Source organism: Streptomyces flavidovirens DSM 40150 (genome assembly GCF_000429085.1).
Lineage (GTDB): Bacteria > Actinomycetota > Actinomycetes > Streptomycetales > Streptomycetaceae > Streptomyces > Streptomyces flavidovirens.
This window is the reverse complement of sequence record NZ_AUBE01000003.1, coordinates 209,745-229,340: the sequence shown is the minus strand read 5'-3', so window position 1 is coordinate 229,340 and position 19,596 is coordinate 209,745. Positions and strand designations below refer to the sequence as shown.

General features: G+C 71.4%; 13 protein-coding genes. 5 read left to right on the top strand and 8 right to left on the bottom strand.

Going from position 1 to position 19,596, the window contains the following annotated elements; genetic code table 11:
• Nucleotides 1-105: 105 nt before the first annotated feature.
• From G412_RS0106300 to G412_RS0106280, 5 genes are all read right to left on the bottom strand, one after another.
• Nucleotides 106-1,143: a LacI family DNA-binding transcriptional regulator gene (locus G412_RS0106300; RefSeq protein ID WP_028811322.1), complete on the bottom strand. Its 1,038-nt coding sequence runs from the start codon at nucleotides 1,141-1,143 to the stop codon at nucleotides 106-108.
• Nucleotides 1,128-2,807 (bottom strand): glycoside hydrolase family 13 protein, encoded by a 1,680-nt coding sequence (locus G412_RS0106295; RefSeq protein ID WP_028811321.1) that lies wholly within the window; start codon nucleotides 2,805-2,807, stop codon nucleotides 1,128-1,130. The genes G412_RS0106300 and G412_RS0106295 overlap by 16 nt, the downstream gene beginning before the upstream one ends.
• A gap of 93 nt (nucleotides 2,808-2,900) precedes the next feature.
• Nucleotides 2,901-3,779 (bottom strand): sugar ABC transporter permease, encoded by an 879-nt coding sequence (locus G412_RS0106290; RefSeq protein ID WP_106964039.1) that lies wholly within the window; start codon nucleotides 3,777-3,779, stop codon nucleotides 2,901-2,903.
• Complete coding sequence (locus tag G412_RS0106285) at nucleotides 3,773-4,783, bottom strand: carbohydrate ABC transporter permease (RefSeq protein ID WP_028811319.1); 1,011 nt, start codon at nucleotides 4,781-4,783, stop codon at nucleotides 3,773-3,775. Before G412_RS0106285 ends, G412_RS0106290 begins: the two co-directional genes overlap by 7 nt.
• 19 nt (nucleotides 4,784-4,802) lie before the next feature.
• Nucleotides 4,803-6,077: an extracellular solute-binding protein gene (locus G412_RS0106280; RefSeq protein WP_028811318.1), complete on the bottom strand. Its 1,275-nt coding sequence runs from the start codon at nucleotides 6,075-6,077 to the stop codon at nucleotides 4,803-4,805.
• Nucleotides 6,078-6,387: 310 nt separating this feature from the next.
• Between G412_RS0106280 and G412_RS0106275 the strand changes: the two genes are divergently transcribed.
• The 3 genes from G412_RS0106275 (at nucleotide 6,388) to G412_RS33515 (ending at nucleotide 10,042) form a co-directional block, all read left to right on the top strand.
• Nucleotides 6,388-8,013 carry a glycoside hydrolase family 13 protein gene (locus G412_RS0106275; protein ID WP_028811317.1) on the top strand — a complete coding sequence of 542 codons (1,626 nt, stop codon included), beginning with the start codon at nucleotides 6,388-6,390 and terminating at the stop codon, nucleotides 8,011-8,013.
• A 25-nt stretch (nucleotides 8,014-8,038) separates the two neighbouring features.
• The gene (locus tag G412_RS0106270) at nucleotides 8,039-9,058 is read left to right on the top strand and encodes a LacI family DNA-binding transcriptional regulator (RefSeq protein ID WP_028811316.1); all 1,020 of its coding nucleotides are present in this window, start codon (nucleotides 8,039-8,041) and stop codon (nucleotides 9,056-9,058) included.
• Nucleotides 9,059-9,133: 75 nt separating this feature from the next.
• Nucleotides 9,134-10,042, top strand: a complete 909-nt coding sequence (locus G412_RS33515) for a phosphatase PAP2 family protein (RefSeq protein ID WP_051338172.1) — start codon at nucleotides 9,134-9,136, stop codon at nucleotides 10,040-10,042.
• A gap of 37 nt (nucleotides 10,043-10,079) precedes the next feature.
• On the opposite strand, the gene G412_RS0106260 is transcribed toward G412_RS33515, so the two are convergent.
• Entirely contained in the window at nucleotides 10,080-11,654 is a 1,575-nt protein-coding gene (locus G412_RS0106260) for an amidohydrolase (protein WP_028811315.1), read from the bottom strand.
• A gap of 11 nt (nucleotides 11,655-11,665) precedes the next feature.
• Complete coding sequence (locus G412_RS33510; protein ID WP_051338171.1) at nucleotides 11,666-13,222, bottom strand: APC family permease; 1,557 nt, start codon at nucleotides 13,220-13,222, stop codon at nucleotides 11,666-11,668.
• A 140-nt stretch (nucleotides 13,223-13,362) separates the two neighbouring features.
• Between G412_RS33510 and G412_RS0106250 the strand changes: the two genes are divergently transcribed.
• The gene (locus tag G412_RS0106250) at nucleotides 13,363-13,974 is read left to right on the top strand and encodes a TetR/AcrR family transcriptional regulator C-terminal domain-containing protein (RefSeq protein ID WP_028811314.1); all 612 of its coding nucleotides are present in this window, start codon (nucleotides 13,363-13,365) and stop codon (nucleotides 13,972-13,974) included.
• A gap of 47 nt (nucleotides 13,975-14,021) precedes the next feature.
• Here G412_RS0106250 and G412_RS0106245 read toward each other — a convergent pair whose 3' ends face one another.
• Nucleotides 14,022-17,012 carry a bifunctional [glutamine synthetase] adenylyltransferase/[glutamine synthetase]-adenylyl-L-tyrosine phosphorylase gene (locus tag G412_RS0106245; protein WP_028811313.1) on the bottom strand — a complete coding sequence of 997 codons (2,991 nt, stop codon included), beginning with the start codon at nucleotides 17,010-17,012 and terminating at the stop codon, nucleotides 14,022-14,024.
• A gap of 335 nt (nucleotides 17,013-17,347) precedes the next feature.
• On the opposite strand from G412_RS0106245, the gene G412_RS33505 reads away from it, so the two are divergent.
• Entirely contained in the window at nucleotides 17,348-19,579 is a 2,232-nt protein-coding gene (locus G412_RS33505; RefSeq protein WP_078606824.1) for a PIG-L family deacetylase, read from the top strand.
• Nucleotides 19,580-19,596: the final 17 nt, after the last annotated feature.

The window sequence follows — 19,596 nt, the reverse complement described above, 5'->3', positions numbered from 1 at the left end:
GTCGGTACGGCAGGGGGACCCTCCCCGGACGATCGAATCCCCGCGGCCCTACCTGGGCAGGCCGGGGGCTCCCCCTGCCGCCCCGCCCGCCGGCGGCGCGTTCCGCTACGCGCGCTTCTGCGCCGTGGAGCCCCGCACCACCAGCTCCGGCTGGAACACGAATTCCGTACGCCGCACCGGGCTTTTGCCCAGCTCCTCCAGCAGCGCGCCCACCGCCGCCGTCGCCATCGCCTGCACCGGCTGGCGCACCGTGGTCAGCGGCGGGTTGGTGAACGCGATCAACTGCGAGTCGTCGAAGCCCACCACCGACACGTCGTCCGGGACGTCCAGGCCGCGCTCGCGCACCGCCCGCACCACGCCCAGCGCCATCATGTCGCTGCCGCAGACGATGCCCGTACACCCCTTGTCGAGCAGCGCTCCGGCCGCGACCTGGCCGCCCTCTACGCTGAACAGGGTGTGCTCGACGAGGAGTTCCGCCTCGCCCCGCGACGTCCGCAGGGTGCTGCCGAGCGCGTCGACGAATCCTTCGCGCTTGCGGCGCGACGGGACGTACCGCTGCGGGCCGACCGCGAGGCCGATCCGCTCGTGGCCGAGTTCGGTGAGGTGCCCCACGGCCATCCGCATCGCGGCGTGGTCGTCCGGTGAGACGAAGGGCGCGCTGATCGCCTCGTTGTAACCGTTGATGAGGACGTACGGGACCCCGCGCGCCGCCAGCTCGGCGTAGCGCGCGGGGTCCGCCGACAGGTCGGCGTGCAGGCCGGACAGGAAGACGATGCCGCCGACCCCGCGCTCCACGAGCTGCTCGACGAGTTCGTCCTCGGTGACCCCGCCGGGAAGCTGGGTGCAGAGCACCGGTGTGTAGCCGTGCCCTGCCAGGACCTGCTCGACGACCTGGGCGAACGCCGGAAAGATGGGGTTGGTCAGTTCCGGCGTCACCAGACCGATCAGGCCCGCGCTGCGCCGCCGCAGCCGCACGGGGCGTTCGTACCCGAGGACGTCGAGCGCCGCGAGCACCCGCTGGCGCGTGGTGTCCGCGACGCCCGGCTTGCCGTTCAGTACCCGGCTCACGGTGGCCTCACTGACGCGGGCGTGCTCCGCGATGTGCGCCAGCCGCGGCGCGGGGACGGTCACACCGTCCACCACACCGTGGTGTCGGCGGGGAGGTCGAAGTCGCCGTCGGTGTACGTGACTTCGCCGCTGGCGAGCAGGATGCGGCCGGGGGCGGGGATGCGTACCGGCGCGCCCGTCGTGTTGACCGTGCAGACGAAACCCTCGCGGGCGAAGGCGACGACGCCGTCGGGCGCGTCCAGCCAGGCCACGTCCGTGCCCGCCCCGAGGCCGGGGTGTTCACGGCGTACGGCCAGTGCGGAGCGGTACAGCTCCAGGGTCGACTCCGGGTCGCCGGTCTGTGTCTCGACGCTCAGCTCGCCCCAGCCGGCCGGCTGCGGCAGCCAGCTACCGCCCGCGCCGAAACCGTGCGACGGCCCCCCGGCCGTCCACGGGATCGGCACCCTGCACCCGTCGCGGAAGCCGTCCTGGCCCTCCGCGCGGAAGAACGACGGGTCCTGGCGGGCCTCGTCGGGCAGGTCGGTGACGTCGGGAAGCCCGAGCTCCTCGCCCTGGTAGACGTACGCCGATCCGGGCAGGGCCAGCATGAGCAGCGTCGCCGCGCGGGCGCGGCGCAGGCCCAGCTCGCGGTCGCCGGGGGTACGGATCTGGGTACCGAGACCCGGCGGGTTGGCGAACCGGGTCGCGTGCCGGGTCACGTCGTGGTTGGACAGCACCCAGGTGGCGGGCGCGCCGACCGGGCGCATCGCGGCGAGCGATGCGTCGATGACCTCACGCAGCGCGGCCGCGTCCCAGTCCGTGCCCAGGTACTGGAAGTTGAAGGCCTGGTGCAGCTCGTCGGGGCGCACGTAGTTGGCCGTACGCTCCACGGTCGGCGTCCACGCTTCGGCGACGCCGATGCGCTCGCCCGGGTACTCGTCGAGGATCTGCCGCCAGGAGCGGTAGATCTCGTGGACGCCGTCCTGGTCGAAGAAGGGCATGACGTCGTTGCCGAGCAGCTTGAGCTGGTCGTGGCTGCCGAGGTCGGGCAGGCCGTCGGCCTTGACCAGGCCGTGCGCCACGTCGATGCGGAAGCCGTCCACGCCCATGTCGAGCCAGAAGCGGAGGATGGAGCGGAACTCGTCGGCCACGGCCGGGTGTTCCCAGTTGAAGTCGGGCTGCTCGGGTGCGAAGAGGTGCAGGTACCAGTCGCCGGGCGTGCCGTCGGGGTTGGTCGTACGGGTCCAGGCGGGGCCGCCGAAGATGGACTCCCAGTCGTTCGGGGGGAGTTCACCGGCCTCTCCCTTCCCCGGCCTGAAGTGGTAGCGCTCGCGCAGGGCGGAGCCGGGGCCCTCCTTGAGGGCGCGCTTGAACCACTCGTGCTGGTCGGAGGAGTGGTTGGGCACCAGGTCGACGATGATGCGCAGACCCAGGTCGTGGGCGTCGCGGATCAGTGCGTCGGCGTCGAGGAGGGTGCCGAACATCGGGTCGATGGCCCGGTAGTCGGCCACGTCGTAGCCGGCGTCGGCCTGCGGGGACGCGTAGAAGGGGCTGAGCCAGACGGCGTCGACGCCGAGGTCCCTGAGGTACGGGAGGCGGCGGCGTACCCCTTCGAGATCGCCCATGCCGTCGCCGTCGCCGTCGGCGAAACTGCGCGGATAGACCTGGTAGATCACCGCGTCACGCCACCAGCCGGTGCCGGTTCCACTGGTGTGGTTGCCACGGGTGGGGGCGGTGGGGGCAGCGAGGTGCTGGGTCATGTCGTCCCTGGAAGTCATGGGGTGGGAGCGGCGCCGGGTCGTGTGTGCGGGTCCGGCGCCGCCGACGTATGAGGCGTATGAGAGAAGAGCGCGCTAGCCCTTTACCGCTCCGGCGGACACGCCGGTCACCAGGTGGCGCTGGGCGAAGAGGAAGACCAGCGCGGCCGGGATGGCGATGAGGACCGAGGCCGCGGCCATCGGGCCCCACTGGGCGCCGTACTGGTTGACGAACTTCTGGAGTCCGCCCGCGAGGGTCAGGTTCTCGTCGCCGACCATGAAGGCGGAGGCGTACGCCACTTCGCCCCAGGCGGTGACGAAGGAGTAGAACGCGGTCACCGCGATGCCGGGCTTGGCCAGCGGCAGGATCAGCCGCCAGAAGGTGCCGAACGGGGTGAGGCCGTCGACCTGGCCCGATTCGTCGATCTCGCGCGGGATGGTGTCGAAGAAGCCCTTCATCATCCAGGCGCAGAACGGCACGGCGATGGTGAGGTAGGTGATCACCAGGCCGACGGGCTGATTGAGCAGGCCCATGCTCGACATGATGTTGTAGATCGGCACGATCAGGACCGCGACGGGGAACATCTGCGTGATGAGCAGCGTCCACATCAGGCCGCGCTTGCCGGGGAACCGGAAGCGGCTCACGGCGTAGCCGGTGGTGGCGGCGACGAAGACTCCGATGACCGTGGTCAGGCCGGCGACGAGCAGCGAGTTCGCGAACCAGGTGAGGAACGGGGTGTCGTTCAGCAGGTTCGTGTAGTTGGCGAGCGTCGTGTCTTTGACGAAGTCCGTGCTCGTCGCGTACGCCGCGGGCTTGAGCGAGGTCAGCAGGACCCACAGCACGGGGAACACAGCGATCACGGACGCGACGACGAGTGTGGCGTGCAGGCCGGCCGAGGCCAGCGGGGAACGCCGGCCGCGGAGCGGGGCGTTCGGCGCGACGGGGGCGGGCGGGGTGGAGGCGGTGGTCACCAGACATCTCCCTGCTTGCGGAGCACTCGCCGGTAGACCGCGGCGAAGAACATCAGGAGGATCAGGATCAGTACGCCCCACGTGGAGGACTGCGCGAAGTCACGCGGGCTGATCTCGAAGGAGAACTTGAACGCCTGGGTGACCAGGATCTGGGTCGCTTCGCCGGGTCCGCCGCGGGTGAGCAGGAAGATCACCGGGAACATGTTGAAGGTCCAGATCGTGCTCAGCAGGATCACGGTGGCGCTGACCGGGCGCAGTCCGGGCAGGGTGATGTGCCGGAAGCGCTGCCATGGGCCGGCGCCGTCCATCTCGGCGGCTTCGTACTGGGAGCTGTCGATGGACTGGAGGCCGCCGAGGAGGGCGACCATCATGAACGGCACGCCGAGCCAGACGTTGACGGCGATGACCGAGATCTTCGCCATCGTCGGGTCGTTGAGCCACGGCACCGCGTCGATGCCGCCGCCGGCCAGGATCCGGTTCAGGAAGCCGCGGTCCTCGTTGTAGAGGAAGCGCCAGGCGAAGACGGAGACGAAGCCGGGGATGGCCCATGGCAGGATCAGCATCATCCGGTAGAAGGAGCGGCCAGCGATCCTGCGGTTGAGGATGTTCGCGAGGCCGAGGCCCAGCAGGAACGTGACGCTGACGCAGGAGACCGTCCACACCAGGGTCCAGCCGAGGGTGCCGAGGAACTGGTCGCCGGTGAGCGCGTCGGCGTAGTTGTCGAGGCCCACGAACTCGTACGTCGCGGGCATGTGGTTGACGCCGATGCTGCGCTCGACGTTGCGCTCGTTGGCGTCGGTCATCGACAGGTAGATGCCGCGGAACAGCGGATACCCGATGATCACGCCGATCACGATCACCACCGGGGCGACCATCGTCCAGGCGTACCAGTGGGTCGAGAGCGATCGCCGGAACCTGCCCGGCGTCTTGCCAGCACCGCGGCTGGGGCCGCGGGCGATGTCGTCGCCCGCGGCCTTCGCCACCGACTGGCTGGTGTGGACAGCCATCAGTCGGCCTGCCTTCCTGTTACTTCCAGCCCTTGAGGAGCTTGCGGTACTGGTCGCCGGTGGCCTTGGCACCCTTCTCCGGGGTGGTCTGGCCGGTGAGGACCTTGGTGTACTCGACCTTCAGCGGCTCGAAGAGGCTGCCGGTCTCCGGGATCCAGGGGCGCTGGACGGCCTTGTCGACGACGGGCTTGAAGAAGCCGACAATCTGATTGCCGGATGCTCCCGGCCGGGAGTAGACCGAGGTACGGGTCGGCAGCAGGCTCAGCTCCTTGGCGACCAGCTCCTGGCTCTCGGCGGAGGTCATGTACTCGCTGAAGGCGTACGAAGCTTCGAGGTTCTTGGAGCCCGCGTACACGGCGAGGTTGTGGCCGCCCTGCGGGGCGCCCTGGCCCTTGCTGCCGGCCGGGACCGGGGTGATGCCCAGGTTGGCCTTGTCCTTGAACTCCTGGCCGGCGAAGGTGTCGGCGACGGCCCACGGGCCGTTGATCATCATCGCGACCTTGCCGTCCTTGAACGCCGACTGCATGTTCTCCCAGCCGTCGGTGGCGTCCGTCTTGGCGGCCCCGGAGTCGACCAGCTCCTTGACGACCTTCATGGCCTTGACGCCGGGCTCCTGGTCGACCGTGACGCTCTTGCTCCTGGCGTCGACCAGGTCGCCGCCCTCGCCGTAGAGGAAGGACAGGAACCAGTACGCGTCGTCGCCGCGCAGGTAGAGGCCGGTCTTGCCGGTCTTGTCCTTGATCTTCTTGGAGACGGTCTTCAGCTCGTCGACGGTCCTGGGCACCTCGACGCCGGCGTCCTTGAAGATCTTCTCGTTGTAGAAGAGGCCCATCGAGTCGATGACCTGCGGCACCGCGTACGTCTTGCCGTTGTACTTGGTGCTGGCCGCGGCCTGCGGCAGGAAGTCCTTGTCGTTCTTGAGCGCGGCGGTGCCGTCCAGCGGTGCCAGGTAGCCGAGGTCCGCGAACTGGGGAGTCCAGGCGACTTCGGAGCGGATCACGTCGGGGGCGCCGGAGCCGGACTGTGCGGCGTTCTTGAACTTGTTCTGCGCCTCACCGAACGGAACGTTGACGTACGTGACGTCGACGTCCGGGTGCTTCTTCTCGAAGCCTTCCGCCAGCTTCTTGAAGACCTTGTCCTCACTGCCGACGGTCGAGGTGTCCCACCAGGTGACGGTGCCGGACAGCTTGCCCGAAGCCTTCTTGTCACCGGTTTCACCGCTGTCTGTGCCGCATGCGGTCGCCGCGAGCGCCAGGGTCGCGACCAGGGCGGTGGCCGTTATGCCACGTCGCATCTGAACTCCTTCAACTGCCGAACCGCTCCGTCGCGGCGCCGGGTCGTCGAGGAACGTAACAAGGATGAAAGACGACCGAAAGACCTTGCGAAGATTTTCCGCAAGAGCAGCCGATCGTTACGTCGGCGTGTCCTCACGGTTGCCTCCGAACCCCTTGTCAGACAGGGCGCAGAGGCATTAACGGGCTTGCGGCCACACCTGCAAGCACTACCGCAAGGACTTGCAGGACTGTTACTTTCGAGGTGCACCGGCGTTGATCTCGTAGTGACCGACCCGGGCCCCCGGCCCACCCGTACGAGAGGGACCATTCATGACGCAGGAGCTCGCACCCACCCGGACGGCACCGGAGCGCGGCTGGTGGCGCGACGCCGTCATCTACCAGGTGTACGTGCGCTCCTTCGCCGACAGCGACGGCGACGGCATCGGTGATCTGTGCGGCATCCGCGAGCGCCTGCCGCACATCGCCGCCCTGGGCGCCGACGCCGTCTGGCTCACCCCCTTCTACGCCTCACCGCAGGCCGACGGCGGTTACGACGTAGCCGACTACCGCACCGTGGACCCGCTCTTCGGCACCCTCGACGACGCCGCCGAACTGATCAACACGGCGCACGACCTGAACCTGCGCGTGATCGTCGACATCGTCCCGAACCACACCTCCGACCAGCACGCGTGGTTCCGGGCCGCACTGGCCGACCAGCAGGGCGGCCCGGCCCGCGACCGCTACCACTTCCACCCCGGCCGGGGCGAAGCCGGCGAACTGCCGCCGAACGACTGGGAGTCGGTCTTCGGCGGCCCCGCCTGGACCCGCACCCCCGACGGCGACTGGTACCTGCACCTCTTCGCGCCGCAGCAGCCCGACCTGAACTGGCACAACCCCGAGGTCCACGAGGAATTCGACTCGATCCTGCGCTTCTGGCTGGGCCTGGGCGTGGACGGCTTCCGCGTCGACGTCGCCCACGGCATGGTCAAGGCCGAGGGCCTGCCCGACATCGGCGCCCGCGAGCAGGCCAAGATGATCGGCACCCAGGTGCTGCCGTTCTTCGATCAGGACGGCGTCCACGACATCCACCGCTCCTGGCGCAGGCTCCTCGACTCGTACGACGGTGAGCGCATCGGCGTCGCCGAGGCGTGGGCCCCCACGCCCGAGCGGCTCGCCCTGTACGTACGCCCCGACGAGCTGCACCAGGCGTTCAACTTCCAGTTCCTGAACTGTCCGTGGGACGCGCAGGCGATGCGCGCCGTGATCGAGACGTCGCTCGCCGCGACCACCCTCGTCGGGGCCCCCACCACCTGGGTCCTGTCCAACCACGACGTGGTCCGCCACCTCACCCGTTACGGCGGCGGGGACGACACCCTGGGGCTGCGCCGGGCCCGCGCCGCCGCGCTGCTCATGCTGGCGCTGCCGGGTTCGGCGTACCTCTACCAGGGCGAGGAACTGGGCCTGCCGGAGGTCACCGACCTGCCCGACGAGGTCCGCCAGGACCCCTCCTTCTTCCGCACCGACGGCCAGGACGGCCTGCGTGACGGATCGAGGGTGCCGATGCCCTGGTCGGGCGACGCACCGCCGTACGGTTTCTCGCCCGAGGGTGCGGCCCCGGCCTGGCTGCCGCAGCCCGACACCTGGAAGACCCTGACCGTGGAGGCCCAGACCGGGGATCCGCACTCCACTCTGGAGCTCTACCGGTCCGCGCTCGCCCTGCGCCGCGAACTTCCGGGCCTGGGCGACGGGCCCATGACCTGGGAGCAGGCCCCCGGCGGGTATCCCGACGGCCTGCTCATCTTCAGCCGCCCGGGCGTCGTGTGCACCCTCAACACCACGGCCCGCCCTGCCGAACTCCCCACCCCCGGCCGCCTCCTGATCGCCTCCGACGCGCCTGCCGAAGACGGCGGTACGGTCACCCTCCCGGCCGATTCGTGCGCTTGGTGGGCAATCTGACATGCGCCCGGTACAGTCCACTCCCATGACCGCACGGCTTGCCGACATCGCAGCCCAGGCGGGGGTCAGTGAAGCGACGGTCAGCCGCGTGCTCAACGGCAAGCCGGGGGTTGCCGCGGCCACCCGTGAATCCGTACTTGCCGCGCTCGACGTCCTCGGATACGAGCGCCCCGTACGCCTGCGCCGGCGCAGCGCGGGACTGGTCGGCCTCATAACCCCCGAGCTCGAAAACCCGATCTTCCCGGCCCTGGCCCAGGTCATCGGCCAGGGCCTGACCCGCCAGGGCTACACCCCGGTCCTGGCCACCCAGACCCCCGGCGGCTCCACCGAGGACGAGCTCACCGAGATGCTCGTGGACCGCGGGGTCTCCGGCATCATCTTCGTCTCCGGCCTCCACGCCGACACCACCGCCGACATGCAGCGTTACGAGCAGCTCCGCGCCCAGGGTGTCCCCTTCGTCCTGGTCAACGGCTTCTCACCGAAGGTCCAGGCGCCCTTCATCTCCCCCGACGACCGGGCCGCGATGCGGCTGGCCGTGACGCACCTGGCGTCGCTCGGCCACACCGGGATCGGCCTCGCCGTCGGCCCGAAGCGGTTCGTTCCCGTACTCCGCAAGATCGAGGGGTTCCGCGCCGCCATGCAGGAGCGGCTGGGCCTGACCCCCGAGGAGGCGGAGGAGCTGATCCAGCACTCCCTCTACACCCTGGAGGGCGGCCAGGCCGCCGCCTCCGCCCTGATCGAGCGGGGCTGCACGGCGATCGTCTGCGCCAGCGACATGATGGCGCTCGGGGCGATCCGCGCCGCCCGGCGCCTCGGCCTCGACGTACCGCGCGATGTCTCGGTGGTCGGCTTCGACGACTCACCGCTCATAGCGTTCACCGACCCTCCGCTGACGACCATCAGGCAGCCGGTGACGGCGATGGGCCAGGCGGCGGTCCGTACGCTCCTCGAAGAGGTCGGCGGCACCCCCGCGCCGCACAGCGAATTCGTCTTCATGCCCGAGCTGGTAGTACGAGGTTCAACGGCATCGGGGCCCCGCCCATAGCGCGCAGCACGTGCATGCGTCACCCGACCGGAGGATGATCGGAAGGGTGGTCCTCATCTGGCAGACTCTCTCCCCATGGGTGAAGCGACCGTGAAGACTGTGGAAGGCCGGACGGCCACCGACCTCTCACCCGTGGCGGACGAGGAGCAGCGGCAGCAGCCGTCCGCACGGTCGGCCGCTCTGAAGAGGCTGCGCGCGCCGCGTCACCCGCGCATCTGGTTCGAAATCCTGCTGATCGCGGTGAGTTACTGGACGTACTCGCTGATCCGCAATGCCGTCCCGGAGCAGAAGGCCGCGGCCCTGCGCAACGCGGACTGGATCTGGAAGACCGAGCAGAATCTGGGCATCGCGGTCGAGGAGACGGTCAACCGCGCCGTGAACTCGGTGACATGGCTGATCGTGTCGATGAACTACTACTACGCGACACTGCACTTCCTCGTCACGATCGGCGTGCTGGTCTGGCTCTTCCGCTTCCATCCCGGCCGTTACGCCGCGACCCGCCTGGTCCTCTTCGCGACTACGGGTATCGCCCTGCTCGGTTACTACCTGTATCCTCTTGCGCCGCCCCGGCTGATGAACGGCCACGGCTTCATCGACACGGTCCTGGTGCACCACACCTGGGGCTCGATGGCCTCCGGCAACTTCAAGAACATGTCGAACCAGTACGCCGCGATGCCCTCCATGCACATCGGCTGGTCCCTGTGGTGCGGTGTGACGATATTCGCCCTGGCCACCGTCCCCTGGGCCAAGATCCTCGGTTTGCTCTACCCGACGCTGACGCTGGTCGTGATCGTCGCCACCGCCAACCACTTCTGGCTCGACGCGGTCGGCGGCCTGCTGTGCCTCGCCTTCGGCTACGCCCTCAGCAGCGGCTGGTACGGGGCGCTCCCGAGCCGCCTGCCGAAGCTCGTCGCCAAGGACGCGTCCCGGCCCCGGACCGGCCGCCGCATGTGGCCGGTCCGGACGTCGCAGCGCGCGTCGTAGCCGGGCCGCACGTCACGTTCGCGTGCGCGGCCCGCTCTCAGCCCCGGTGGGTGATCTTTCCGCCGGTGACGGTGAGCCGTACCGGCGCCTCGGCCACCTCGTCGGCCGGTGCTTCGACCGGGTCCAGGCCGAAGGCCGTCAGGTCGGCGCGCAGGCCCGGCGCGATGCGGCCCGAGACGTCCTGTTCGCCCGCCGCCACCGCCGCGTGCGTGGTGCAGCCCTCCAGGGACATCAGGCCGGTCAGCGAGCGCCCGGCCTCGGCGGCGCCGCGCGGGGCGCGGGCGGTGGCCAGGACCTGGCGGGCGTCGTAGTGGGCGATGGGCCAGTCCGAGCCGAGGGCGAGCACAGCGCCCGCGTCCCGCAGATCGCGGCAGCGCCAGGCGCGGGCCGCCCGCTCGTCACCGAGCCGCTTCGACCACTCGTCGGTGTGGTCGGCGCGGGTGTACGCCGTGTGGGGCGGCTGCATCGAGGCGATCACGCCGAGCTTCGCGAAGCGCGCGATCTGGTCCTCGGGGACGGTCTCGATGTGCTCGATACGGTGGCGCAGACGAGCGCCGGCACCGAGGGACTCGACGGTGTCCAGGACGTGCCGTACGGCGGCGTCGCCGATGGCGTGGGTGGCGGTACGTACGCCCGCCGTGTGGAGGTGGCGCACGGCCTCGGTGTACGCCGCCGGGTCCGGCCAGAACGCCTGCGTTCCCTGGCCGTGGCAGTCGGCGTGCTCCAGCCATGCGGTGCCGCCCTCGACCGTGCCGTCCATGAAGAACTTGACGCCGCCGACGCGCCACAGGCGGCCCGACTCCTTCTGCAGCGCGACCAGTTCGCCGAGCTCGGCGGTGCCGGCGCCCGGCATGCACCACGGGGCGAGGAGGAGCCGTACGGGAAGGTCCCGCGTCTCCTCGACCGCGGCGAGCAACTCCAGGCAGTCGCCGCCGAGGTCCATCACGTGGGCGCCGGTCAGGCCGGTCGCGGCCATCGCGGAGAGCAGCTCACCGAGGCGGGCGCGGCGCTCGCTGTACGACGGCCTGGGCACGATCGCACCGACGAGGTCCATGGCCGCGTGCTCGATGAGGTGCCCCGTGGGGCGGCCTTCGGCGTCGCAGACAATCTCCGAGCGCTGGGCGAAGGTGCGCGGCCCGGTGATTTTGGCGGCCTGGAGGGCGGCGCCGCTGGCGAGGGCCGAGTGTCCGTCGTACAGGCGGATGAAGGCGGGGGCGCCGGCCACGGCGTCCTCGATCAGGGCGCGGTCTACGGCGCGGCCGCCGAAAGCGTTGTGGTCGAGTCCCCAGGCGATGATCCATCCTTCGACGCGCCGCGCGCCGGCGAGGGCGGCGCGCAACGCGTCGAGGTCGCGCACGGCGGACAGGTCGAGGCCGGTGGACATCTCCAGGCCCCACACGGGGTGGCTGTGGCTGTCGACGAGGCCGGGGGTGAGGGTGGCTCCGGTCAGGTCGACGGTCTCGGTGCCGGGGCCGCGCCAGTCCTGTACCTCCGGCTCGCCGCCGACGGCGACGATCAGTCCGTCCTTGACGGCCACGGCGGTGGCTTCGGGGCGGGCCGGGTCGAGGGTGCGGACGCGGGATCCGGTGAGGACGAGATCGGCTGCGGGCACGGTGGGGCTCCTTACTGGGCTGGATCGGCCTGGGCGGGAAGGGCTGCGGCGGGCGCGGACCCGGGCCCGGGCCCGGCGGGCTGCTCGGGCTGCGGCTCGGCGTCGGGCTGTTCGGGCTCCGCTCCGAAGCGGGCGTACACCTCGGGGCGGCTGCGGCGCAGGCGCCGGGCGAGGCCGAGGCCGACGGCGAAGGTCGCGGGGACGATGGCGAGAAGGACCGTGTTGACGGTCGGCGAGGCGCCCGTGAACACGTCGATCTTCGACGCGACCAGCCAGATCGCGGCGGCGAGCAGCACCGCTGCGACGGTGGGCGCGACGACCGTGCGCAGGACGCCCTCGGTGTGCGAGATGCGGCGGAAGTAGAAGGGCACGGCGATCGCGGCGAGCAGTTGGAGCGCCATCAGGCCGATGCCGCCGGGTGTGTTCACCCAGAGAAGCAGCTGGGTGTACGGGTCGGCGCCGGCGAGGGCGAAGGCCAGCACGACGGCAAGACCGAGGACGGACTGGGCGACGCCCACGACGTAAGGGGAGCGGTGGCGCCGGTGGACCCTGCCGAAGGTCTTGGGGAGTACGCCTTCCTCGGCGAGGGCCAGGCCGTAGCGGTTGATCGCGTTGTGGAAGGCGAGGAGCGACGCCAGGATGCTCGTGACGATGAGGATGTGCATCAGGTCGGCCGCCCAGCCGCCGACGTAGGTGGTGATGGCCGCGAAGAAAAGGCCGCCCGCGTCGTCGGTGGCGGCCCTGACGACCTCGTCGTCGCCGAAGGCCTGGATCACGGTCCAGACGACGAAGGCGTAGAAGAGGCCGAGGAAGGCGACCGCGATGTAGGTGGCGCGGCGGATGGTGCGGCCGGGGTCGCGTGCCTCGCGGCGGTAGATCGCGGTGGACTCGAAGCCGGTGAACGCGGTGAACGCGAAGGCGAGGACGACCGCCGTACCGGGGACCAGGACGTTGCCGGGGGCGAAGGAGGCGGCCGAGAGTCCGTCCGCGCCGCCCTTGATCAGTACCCCGCCGGCGAGCAGTACGAGGATGCCGGTCTCGGCGACGAGCAGCACGCCGAGGAGCTTGGCGCCGAACTCGATGGAGCGGAAGCCGCCGTACCAGATGATCAGCAGCCCGGCGAGGGACACCGGGAGCCACGGGATGTGGACGCCCCACAGCGCTTCGGCGGTCTCGGCGGTGGCTGAGCCCAGCAGGCCGTACACCCCGATCTCCATGCCGTTGTAGCCGACCATGGCGAGCAGGGCGGCGCCGATGCCGGCGGGCTTGCCGAGGCCCTGGGCGATGTACGCGTAGAACGCGCCGCCGCTGCGGACATGGCGGCTCATGGTGGTGAAGCCGACGGCGAAGACGGCGAGCGTGATGCCGGCGATGAGGTAGCCGGCGGGAGCGCCGATGCCGCCGAGGACGATGGCCAGGGGCGCGACGCCGGCCATGACGGTGAGCGGGGCGGCGGCCGAGACGACGAAGAAGACGATGTCCGAGGTGCCGAGGGTGGCGCGGCGGAGGGTGGGCGGCTCGGCGGCCGGCCCGGTTCTCTCCGGTGAGGTCTTGGGGGTCACAGACATGCGGGGACAGGCCCTTCTGCGGCAGGCGGGGAGGCAGGGGCGACCGGAGAACCCATAACCTAAAGGCTTTCGGTTTCTGGTTTCGGGCAATGTAGCCTCCGGATGGGGATCCGGGAAGACCTGAGTTCGAGGGGACCGACATGGGCCGGCCACGCACACCGCTGCTGGACAGGGAGCGCATCACGACGACGGCTCTTGAGCTCGTCGACCGGCAGGGGGAGTTCAGCGTTCCGCAGATCGCGCGGCGGCTGGGGGTGCAGACCGGGTCGGTCTACCACCATGTGGAGGGCCGCGACGGGATCGTCGAGCTGCTGCGGACACGGGTCGTCTCCGCCATCGACACCTCGACCCTGGAGCTGGAGCCGTGGGACGCCGCGCTGAACGCCTGGGCCCGCTCGTACCGCGCCGCGTTCGCCGCCCACCCGCGGGCGATCCCGCTGCTCATGACCTCACCGGTGCGCGCGCCGAAGGTTCTCGGCCAGTACGAGCGCGCGGTACGGCTGCTGCTGGACGCGGGCTTCGGGACGGCGGACGTGATGGTCGTGATCAGCGCGCTGGAGAACCTGGTGCTGGGCTCCGCGCTGGACATGGCGGCGCCGGAGACGATGTGGGAACTCCCGGACGAGACGACAACGCCGGGGCTGGCGCGATCCCTCGCGGCGGCCGGCCCCCGCCGCACGCACGCCGCGTTCGACCTGGCACTGGAAGGCTTCATCGCCCACTGCCGGACGCTACTGCCGACGGGTACGTGACACCGGGTCCGCTGCGCACGCACCGGCACCGGCACCCCACCCGCCCCCTACACCGCCCCGTAGAACCGCTCCTCAACCACCGCCCGAGCCCGCCGCGTCGTACGCCGGTAGTCGTCCAGCATGTCCCCCACGTGCCCCGCCTCGTACCCCAAGTACCGCGCCACCGCGCCCAGTTCCCGCCCGTCGGAGGGAAACGTGTCGCCCGCCCTCCCCCGCACCAGCATCACCGCGTTGCGCACCCGCGTCGCCAGTACCCACGCCTCGTCGAGGACCGCCGCGTCGTCCGCCGCGATGAGGTCCGCCTCCCGCGCCGCCGCGAGGGCGTCGCGCGTGCGCGTGGTCCGCAGGCCCGGCACCGTCGCGCCGTGCCGCAACTGCATCAGCTGGACCGTCCACTCGACGTCGCTCAGCCCGCCCCGCCCCAGCTTCGCGTGCAGCGTCGGGTCCCCACCGCGTGGCAACCGCTCGGACTCCATGCGCGCCTTGAGCCGCCGGATCTCGCGCACCGCGTCCTCGCCGAGCCCCGCCTTCGGGTACCGCAGCGGATCGACGAGCTCGACGAACCGCCGCCCGAGGTCCGCGTCCCCCGCCATCGGCTCCGCGCGCAGCAGCGCCTGGCTCTCCCAGGCCAGCGACCACCGCCGGTAGTACGCAGCGTAGGAGGCGAGCGTACGTACCATCGGTCCGCTCTTGCCCTCCGGCCGCAGGTCGGCGTCGATCAGCAACGGCGGGTCGGAGGTGGGGAGTTGGAGCAGGCGCCGCATTTCGGCGACGACTGTGTTCGCCGCCCGCGCCGCCTCCTGCTCGTCCGCGCCGTCCCACGGCTCGTGCACGAAGAGCACGTCCGCGTCGGACCCGTAACCCAGCTCGTGGCCGCCGAAGCGCCCCATCCCGATGACCGCGAACCGGGTCGGCAGCCTGTCCCCCCAGTGCGCGCGCACAGCGGCCCGCAGCGCGCCGGCCAGCGTGGCGGCGTTCAGGTCGGTCAGGGCGTTGCCGACGCGGTCGACGAGCGCGCCGGGGTCCTGTTCCGCCGGGCTCTCCTCGGTTCCGTACGATCCGATGAGGTCGCCCGCGGCGGTACGGAACAGCTCCCGCCGCCGCACCCCGCGCGCCGCCGCCACCGCCGCCTCCGCGCCGTCCGCGCGCCCGACCGCCGCCAGCACCTCCTGCTCCAGATGCGCCCGCCCGCGCGGCTTCAGCCCCTCCGGGTCGCCGAGCAGCGCCACCGCCTCGGGCGCCCGCAGCAGCAGGTCGGGGGCGAGCCGCCCCGCCGACAGGACGCGCGCCAGGTTCTCCGCCGCCGCCCCCTCGTCCCGCAGCAGCCGCAGGTACCACGGGGTCTTGCCCAGCGCGTCGGACACCTTGCGGAAGCCCAGCAGTCCGGCGTCCGGGTCGGCGGAGTCCGCGAACCAGCCCAGCAGCACGGGCAGCAGCGTCCGCTGGATGGCCGCCTTGCGCGTCACACCGGACGCGAGCGCCTCCAGATGCCGCAGGGCGGCGGCCGGATCGGCGTATCCGAGCGCTTCGAGACGCTGTCCCGCCGCCTTGGGGCTCAGCCGGATCTCGCCGGGCGCCAGTTGCGCGACCGCGTCGAGCAGCGGCCGGTAGAAGATCTTCTCGTGCAGGCGGCGCACCACCGACGCGTGCCGCCGCCACGCCCGGTTCAGCTCGGCGACCGGCTCGGTGCGCAGCCCGAGCGAGCGCCCGAGCCGCCGCAGATCGGCCTCGTCCTGCGGTACGAGGTGCGTGCGGCGCAGCCGGTAGAGCTGGATGCGGTGCTCCATGGAGCGCAGGAAGCGGTACGCCTCGTCGAGCTGCACGGCGTCCACCCGCCCCACGTACCCGCCCGCCGACAGCGCCTCCAGCGCCCCCAGCGTCGACCCCTGGTGCAGGGTCGCGTCGCTTCGCCCGTGCACCAGCTGGAGTAGCTGTACGGCGAATTCGACGTCCCGCAGCCCGCCGGGCCCCAGCTTGAGCTCGCGGTCGATCTGCGCGGCCGGAATGTTGTCGACGACGCGGCGGCGCATCTTCTGCACGTCGGAGACGAAGTTCTCGCGCTCGGCGGCCTGCCACACGAGCGGCGACACGGCGTTGACGTACGCCTCGCCCAGCGCCAGGTCGCCGGCGACCGCGCGCGCCTTGAGCAGCGCCTGGAACTCCCACGTCTTGGCCCACCGCTGGTAGTACGCGAGGTGGCTGGAGAGCGTCCGCACCAGTGGCCCGTTGCGCCCCTCGGGCCGCAGATTCGCGTCGACCGGCCAGATCGTGCCCTCGATGTTCGTCTCGGAGCAGATCCGCATGAGGTGGGAGGCGAGCCGGGTCGCGGCGCGGATCGCCTTGTCCTCGTCGGCGCCGTCCGCCGCCTCCGCCACGAAGATCACGTCCACGTCGGAGACGTAGTTCAGCTCGTGACCGCCGCACTTGCCCATCGCGACGACGGCGAGCCGGCACATGGCGGCGTCCTCCGGAGCGGCCTTGCCGGCGATGGCGAGCGCGGACCGCAGGGTCGCGGTCGCCAGGTCGGCCAGTTCGGCGGCGGCCTGCGCGACATCGGTCGTACCGCACACGTCGCGCGCCGCGATCGACAGCAGGCAGCGCCGGTACGCGACCCTCAGCGACACCGGGTCGGTGGCATCGGCGAGACACCGCTCGAATTCGGCGATTCCGGGGTGGAGGTCCGCCGCCTCGTACATGACGAGCGCGTGCCAGTCGCGCGGATGCCGGGCCAGGTGGTCACCGAGCGCCTCGGACGCGCCGAGCACCCCGAGCAGCCGGTCACGCATGGGCTTGGCGCTGACGAGGGTGTCGAGGAAGACGCGCCGCTCGCCCTCGTCCTGGGCCTCCACCAGCCGTACGAGCCCGAGCAGCGCCAGGTCGGGATCGGCGGTCGCGCCGAGCGCGTCGAGGAGCACCGGGTTGCCGCGTACGGCGGCCAGCTCAGGCGTGCCGAGCAGCCGCTCGGCGGCGGACGGATCGGTGAAACCGTGCCGCAGCAGCCGCGTGAAGGTACTGCTCCTGCGCCCCGGCGCCGACATGCTGCCTCCCGCTCCGGCTGTCCCACGGTCCGTACAACCCGTCCGGTCAACCCGTCCGGTAAATCAACCCGTCCGGTAAAGGTCCGGCTCACGAGCCTATCCGCAGGAGCGGCGGCAGGGGCCACGGCCGGAGGGTACGACGGCCCGGCTGCCCCACGGGCTGTGACGGAGAAGGCCAGTGAGATCCGCAACATCACCGGTTTTCGGCGCCGATGAACCGGATGCTGCATGAAACCCTCTTCACTTCTGCTCCACAGTCTGCGCGATGATCAGCGCCGTCCTGGGCGCACCCCATCCCGTACGCCGTACCTCCGCACACCGAAAGCACCGTTCCTATGCCGCCCAGGGCCCGTAGTACCTCCCGCCTGCCGCGCCGCGCTCTGCCCAGCGTCGTTCTCGCGACTCTGCTGCTGACGGTGACGGGCATCCAGCTCGCCCGTCCCGCCGTTCCCCTCGCGGCCTCCGGTCCCAAGGCGGCCAGGACCGTGACCGCGGGCACGGCGGACACGGGTCGAGGAGCCGGCGAGGCGGAGCCGGTACGCGCGGCGGGTGAGTCCGTGATGCAGATCGTCTCCCACCCGGACGACGACCTGTTCTTCATGAACCCCGACCTGAGCCAGTCGATACGCACCGGCCACAGCCTGACCTCGGTCTACCTGACGGCGGGCGAGGCGGACGGCGTCAACTCCTTCCGCGGTGGCAAGAACAAGGGCGTCCCCCTGCCCGCCCCCGACAAGGAGCGGTACGCCGAGGCCCGGCAGAACGGCATACGTGCCGCGTACGCCGAGATGGCCACCGGCGACCGCACCAGCCCCTGGCAGCGCTCCGCGATCCGTACCGACGGCGGCGGCTGGGCGGAGCTGAACACGCTGAAGGCGCGTCCCGAGGTCAGCCTGGTCTGGATACAGCTCCACGAGGCGGGGGCCAGCGCCGCGAACCGGCCGCACAGCCTGCACGGCCTGTGGGACGGCCAGGTGCGGACCCTGGAGTCGGAGCTGTCGTCCGGTACGCCGGTCGCGGAGACCTTCTCGTACACCAGGGACCAGGTCGTCCAGACGATCACCGGGCTGCTGAAGCGCTTCCAGCCGACGTTCGTACGGATGCTCGACCCGACGAACGGGCGCGAGTCCACGCCGCACATACTCCCGGACCACCAGGACCACATGTACGGCGCCCGGTTCGCCCAACTGGCGCTCACCGAGTACGGCAAGACGGGCAAACACCCGCACTTCACCGTCCAGAACTACCTCGGCTACCTCAACGGCAGCCTCCCGCACGTCCTGGGCCCGGAGGCGGTGCGGGAGAAGCTGGACACGCTGAAGACGTACGCCTGGACCGACTACCCCGACAACTACTGCGACGCGGAGGCCGGCTGCGGCGACCGCAAGGTCGCGGGACGGCCCACGGGCCCCGGCTGGGTGTACGGCATACGCCACTCGCGCAACAACAGCACCTCGTGGCTCCAGAGCGGCGCGCGCGAGGGCGAGCTGTGGGCGTTCTCCGTACTGGACACGCGCCTCGCGGTCTGGCACCGGGAGCCGGGCACGAAGGACGGCTCGCGGCCCGGGTCCCGGCCCGGCGCCCGATCGGCGCCGGAGCCCGCGTGGACCGGTCCGACCCTGCTCGGCGGGACCGGCCTGGACAGCGGCATCACCTCCGAGAAGCTGCCCGACGGCCGCATAGCCCTCTTCGGCACCCGCACGTCGTTCGAGGGTCCGGTCGGCTACCGCAGGGACGTCGTCACCGCCGTACAGAGCTCCGTGGGCGGCCCCTTCGGCCCCTGGCAGTCCCTCGGCATGCCGCACTCCCGCCACGCGCCCGAATCCCTGGACATCAGCGCCCCGGCGGTGACGGTGGACCGCGAGGGCCGCGCGACGGTCTACCTGCGTGACGGCGGCCACGCACTCAGCTCCCGTACGCAGCTCCCCGACGGGAGCTGGGCCCCGTGGCGGGCGCTCGGCGGTCAGCAGGTGTTCGGCGACCCGGCGGCGGCCGTCGACAGCCAGGGCCGCGGTTACGTCTTCGCGCAGACCCTCACGTCTACCGTCGTCTGGACCCAGGACTCGCCCGGCGCCCCCTTGCGCGGCCCCGTTCCCGCCGCCCTGCCCGCGACGCCGGTGCCCCCGACGGTCCGTCCGGACGGTGATGGCGTACGCCTGTACTTCCGCAAGCCCGGCTCCGGCACGGTCCTCGCCGTCCGCTTCACCGCGGGGGCATCGGCGGGCGCGGTGACCGCCGCGGCGCCGACGGACGCGGTCACCGACCTCGGCGGCCGGGCGGGCTTCGGCCCGGTGAGCGCCACCGGCGGGCTGCTGGCGGCGCGCGACGGCTCGGGCCTGCTCGGCACCGCCGTCCTCCCGCCGGGACGGGCCGGCGTACCGCGCTGGAACCGTGGCAACTTCCTCTTCGGGGGCGCTCCCGCGTCCACCACGGACACGGCGGGCAACACCTCCGTCGCGGCGGTGGCGCTGGACGGCCGCCTCTACTGGACCGGAAGCGACGCCTCCGCCTGGCAGCCGGTGGGCCCGGCCCCGGTCACGAGCAGGCCGGCGCCGGACGTCCACTGAGGCCGCCGGGGTGCCGC

What these genes read in the sequence shown, in the direction of transcription:
- G412_RS33505 (WP_078606824.1), top strand. Translation starts at nt 17,348, where the DNA reads ATGCCGCCCAGGGCCCGTAGTACCTCCCGCCTGCCGCGCCGCGCTCTG.
- G412_RS0106295 (WP_028811321.1), bottom strand. Translation starts at nt 2,807, where the DNA reads ATGACCCAGCACCTCGCTGCCCCCACCGCCCCCACCCGTGGCAACCAC.
- G412_RS0106280 (WP_028811318.1), bottom strand. Translation starts at nt 6,077, where the DNA reads ATGCGACGTGGCATAACGGCCACCGCCCTGGTCGCGACCCTGGCGCTC.
- G412_RS0106275 (WP_028811317.1), top strand. Translation starts at nt 6,388, where the DNA reads ATGACGCAGGAGCTCGCACCCACCCGGACGGCACCGGAGCGCGGCTGG.
- G412_RS33510 (WP_051338171.1), bottom strand. Translation starts at nt 13,222, where the DNA reads ATGTCTGTGACCCCCAAGACCTCACCGGAGAGAACCGGGCCGGCCGCC.
- G412_RS0106250 (WP_028811314.1), top strand. Translation starts at nt 13,363, where the DNA reads ATGGGCCGGCCACGCACACCGCTGCTGGACAGGGAGCGCATCACGACG.
- G412_RS0106270 (WP_028811316.1), top strand. Translation starts at nt 8,039, where the DNA reads ATGACCGCACGGCTTGCCGACATCGCAGCCCAGGCGGGGGTCAGTGAA.
- G412_RS33515 (WP_051338172.1), top strand. Translation starts at nt 9,134, where the DNA reads ATGGGTGAAGCGACCGTGAAGACTGTGGAAGGCCGGACGGCCACCGAC.
- G412_RS0106285 (WP_028811319.1), bottom strand. Translation starts at nt 4,783, where the DNA reads ATGGCTGTCCACACCAGCCAGTCGGTGGCGAAGGCCGCGGGCGACGAC.
- G412_RS0106245 (WP_028811313.1), bottom strand. Translation starts at nt 17,012, where the DNA reads ATGTCGGCGCCGGGGCGCAGGAGCAGTACCTTCACGCGGCTGCTGCGG.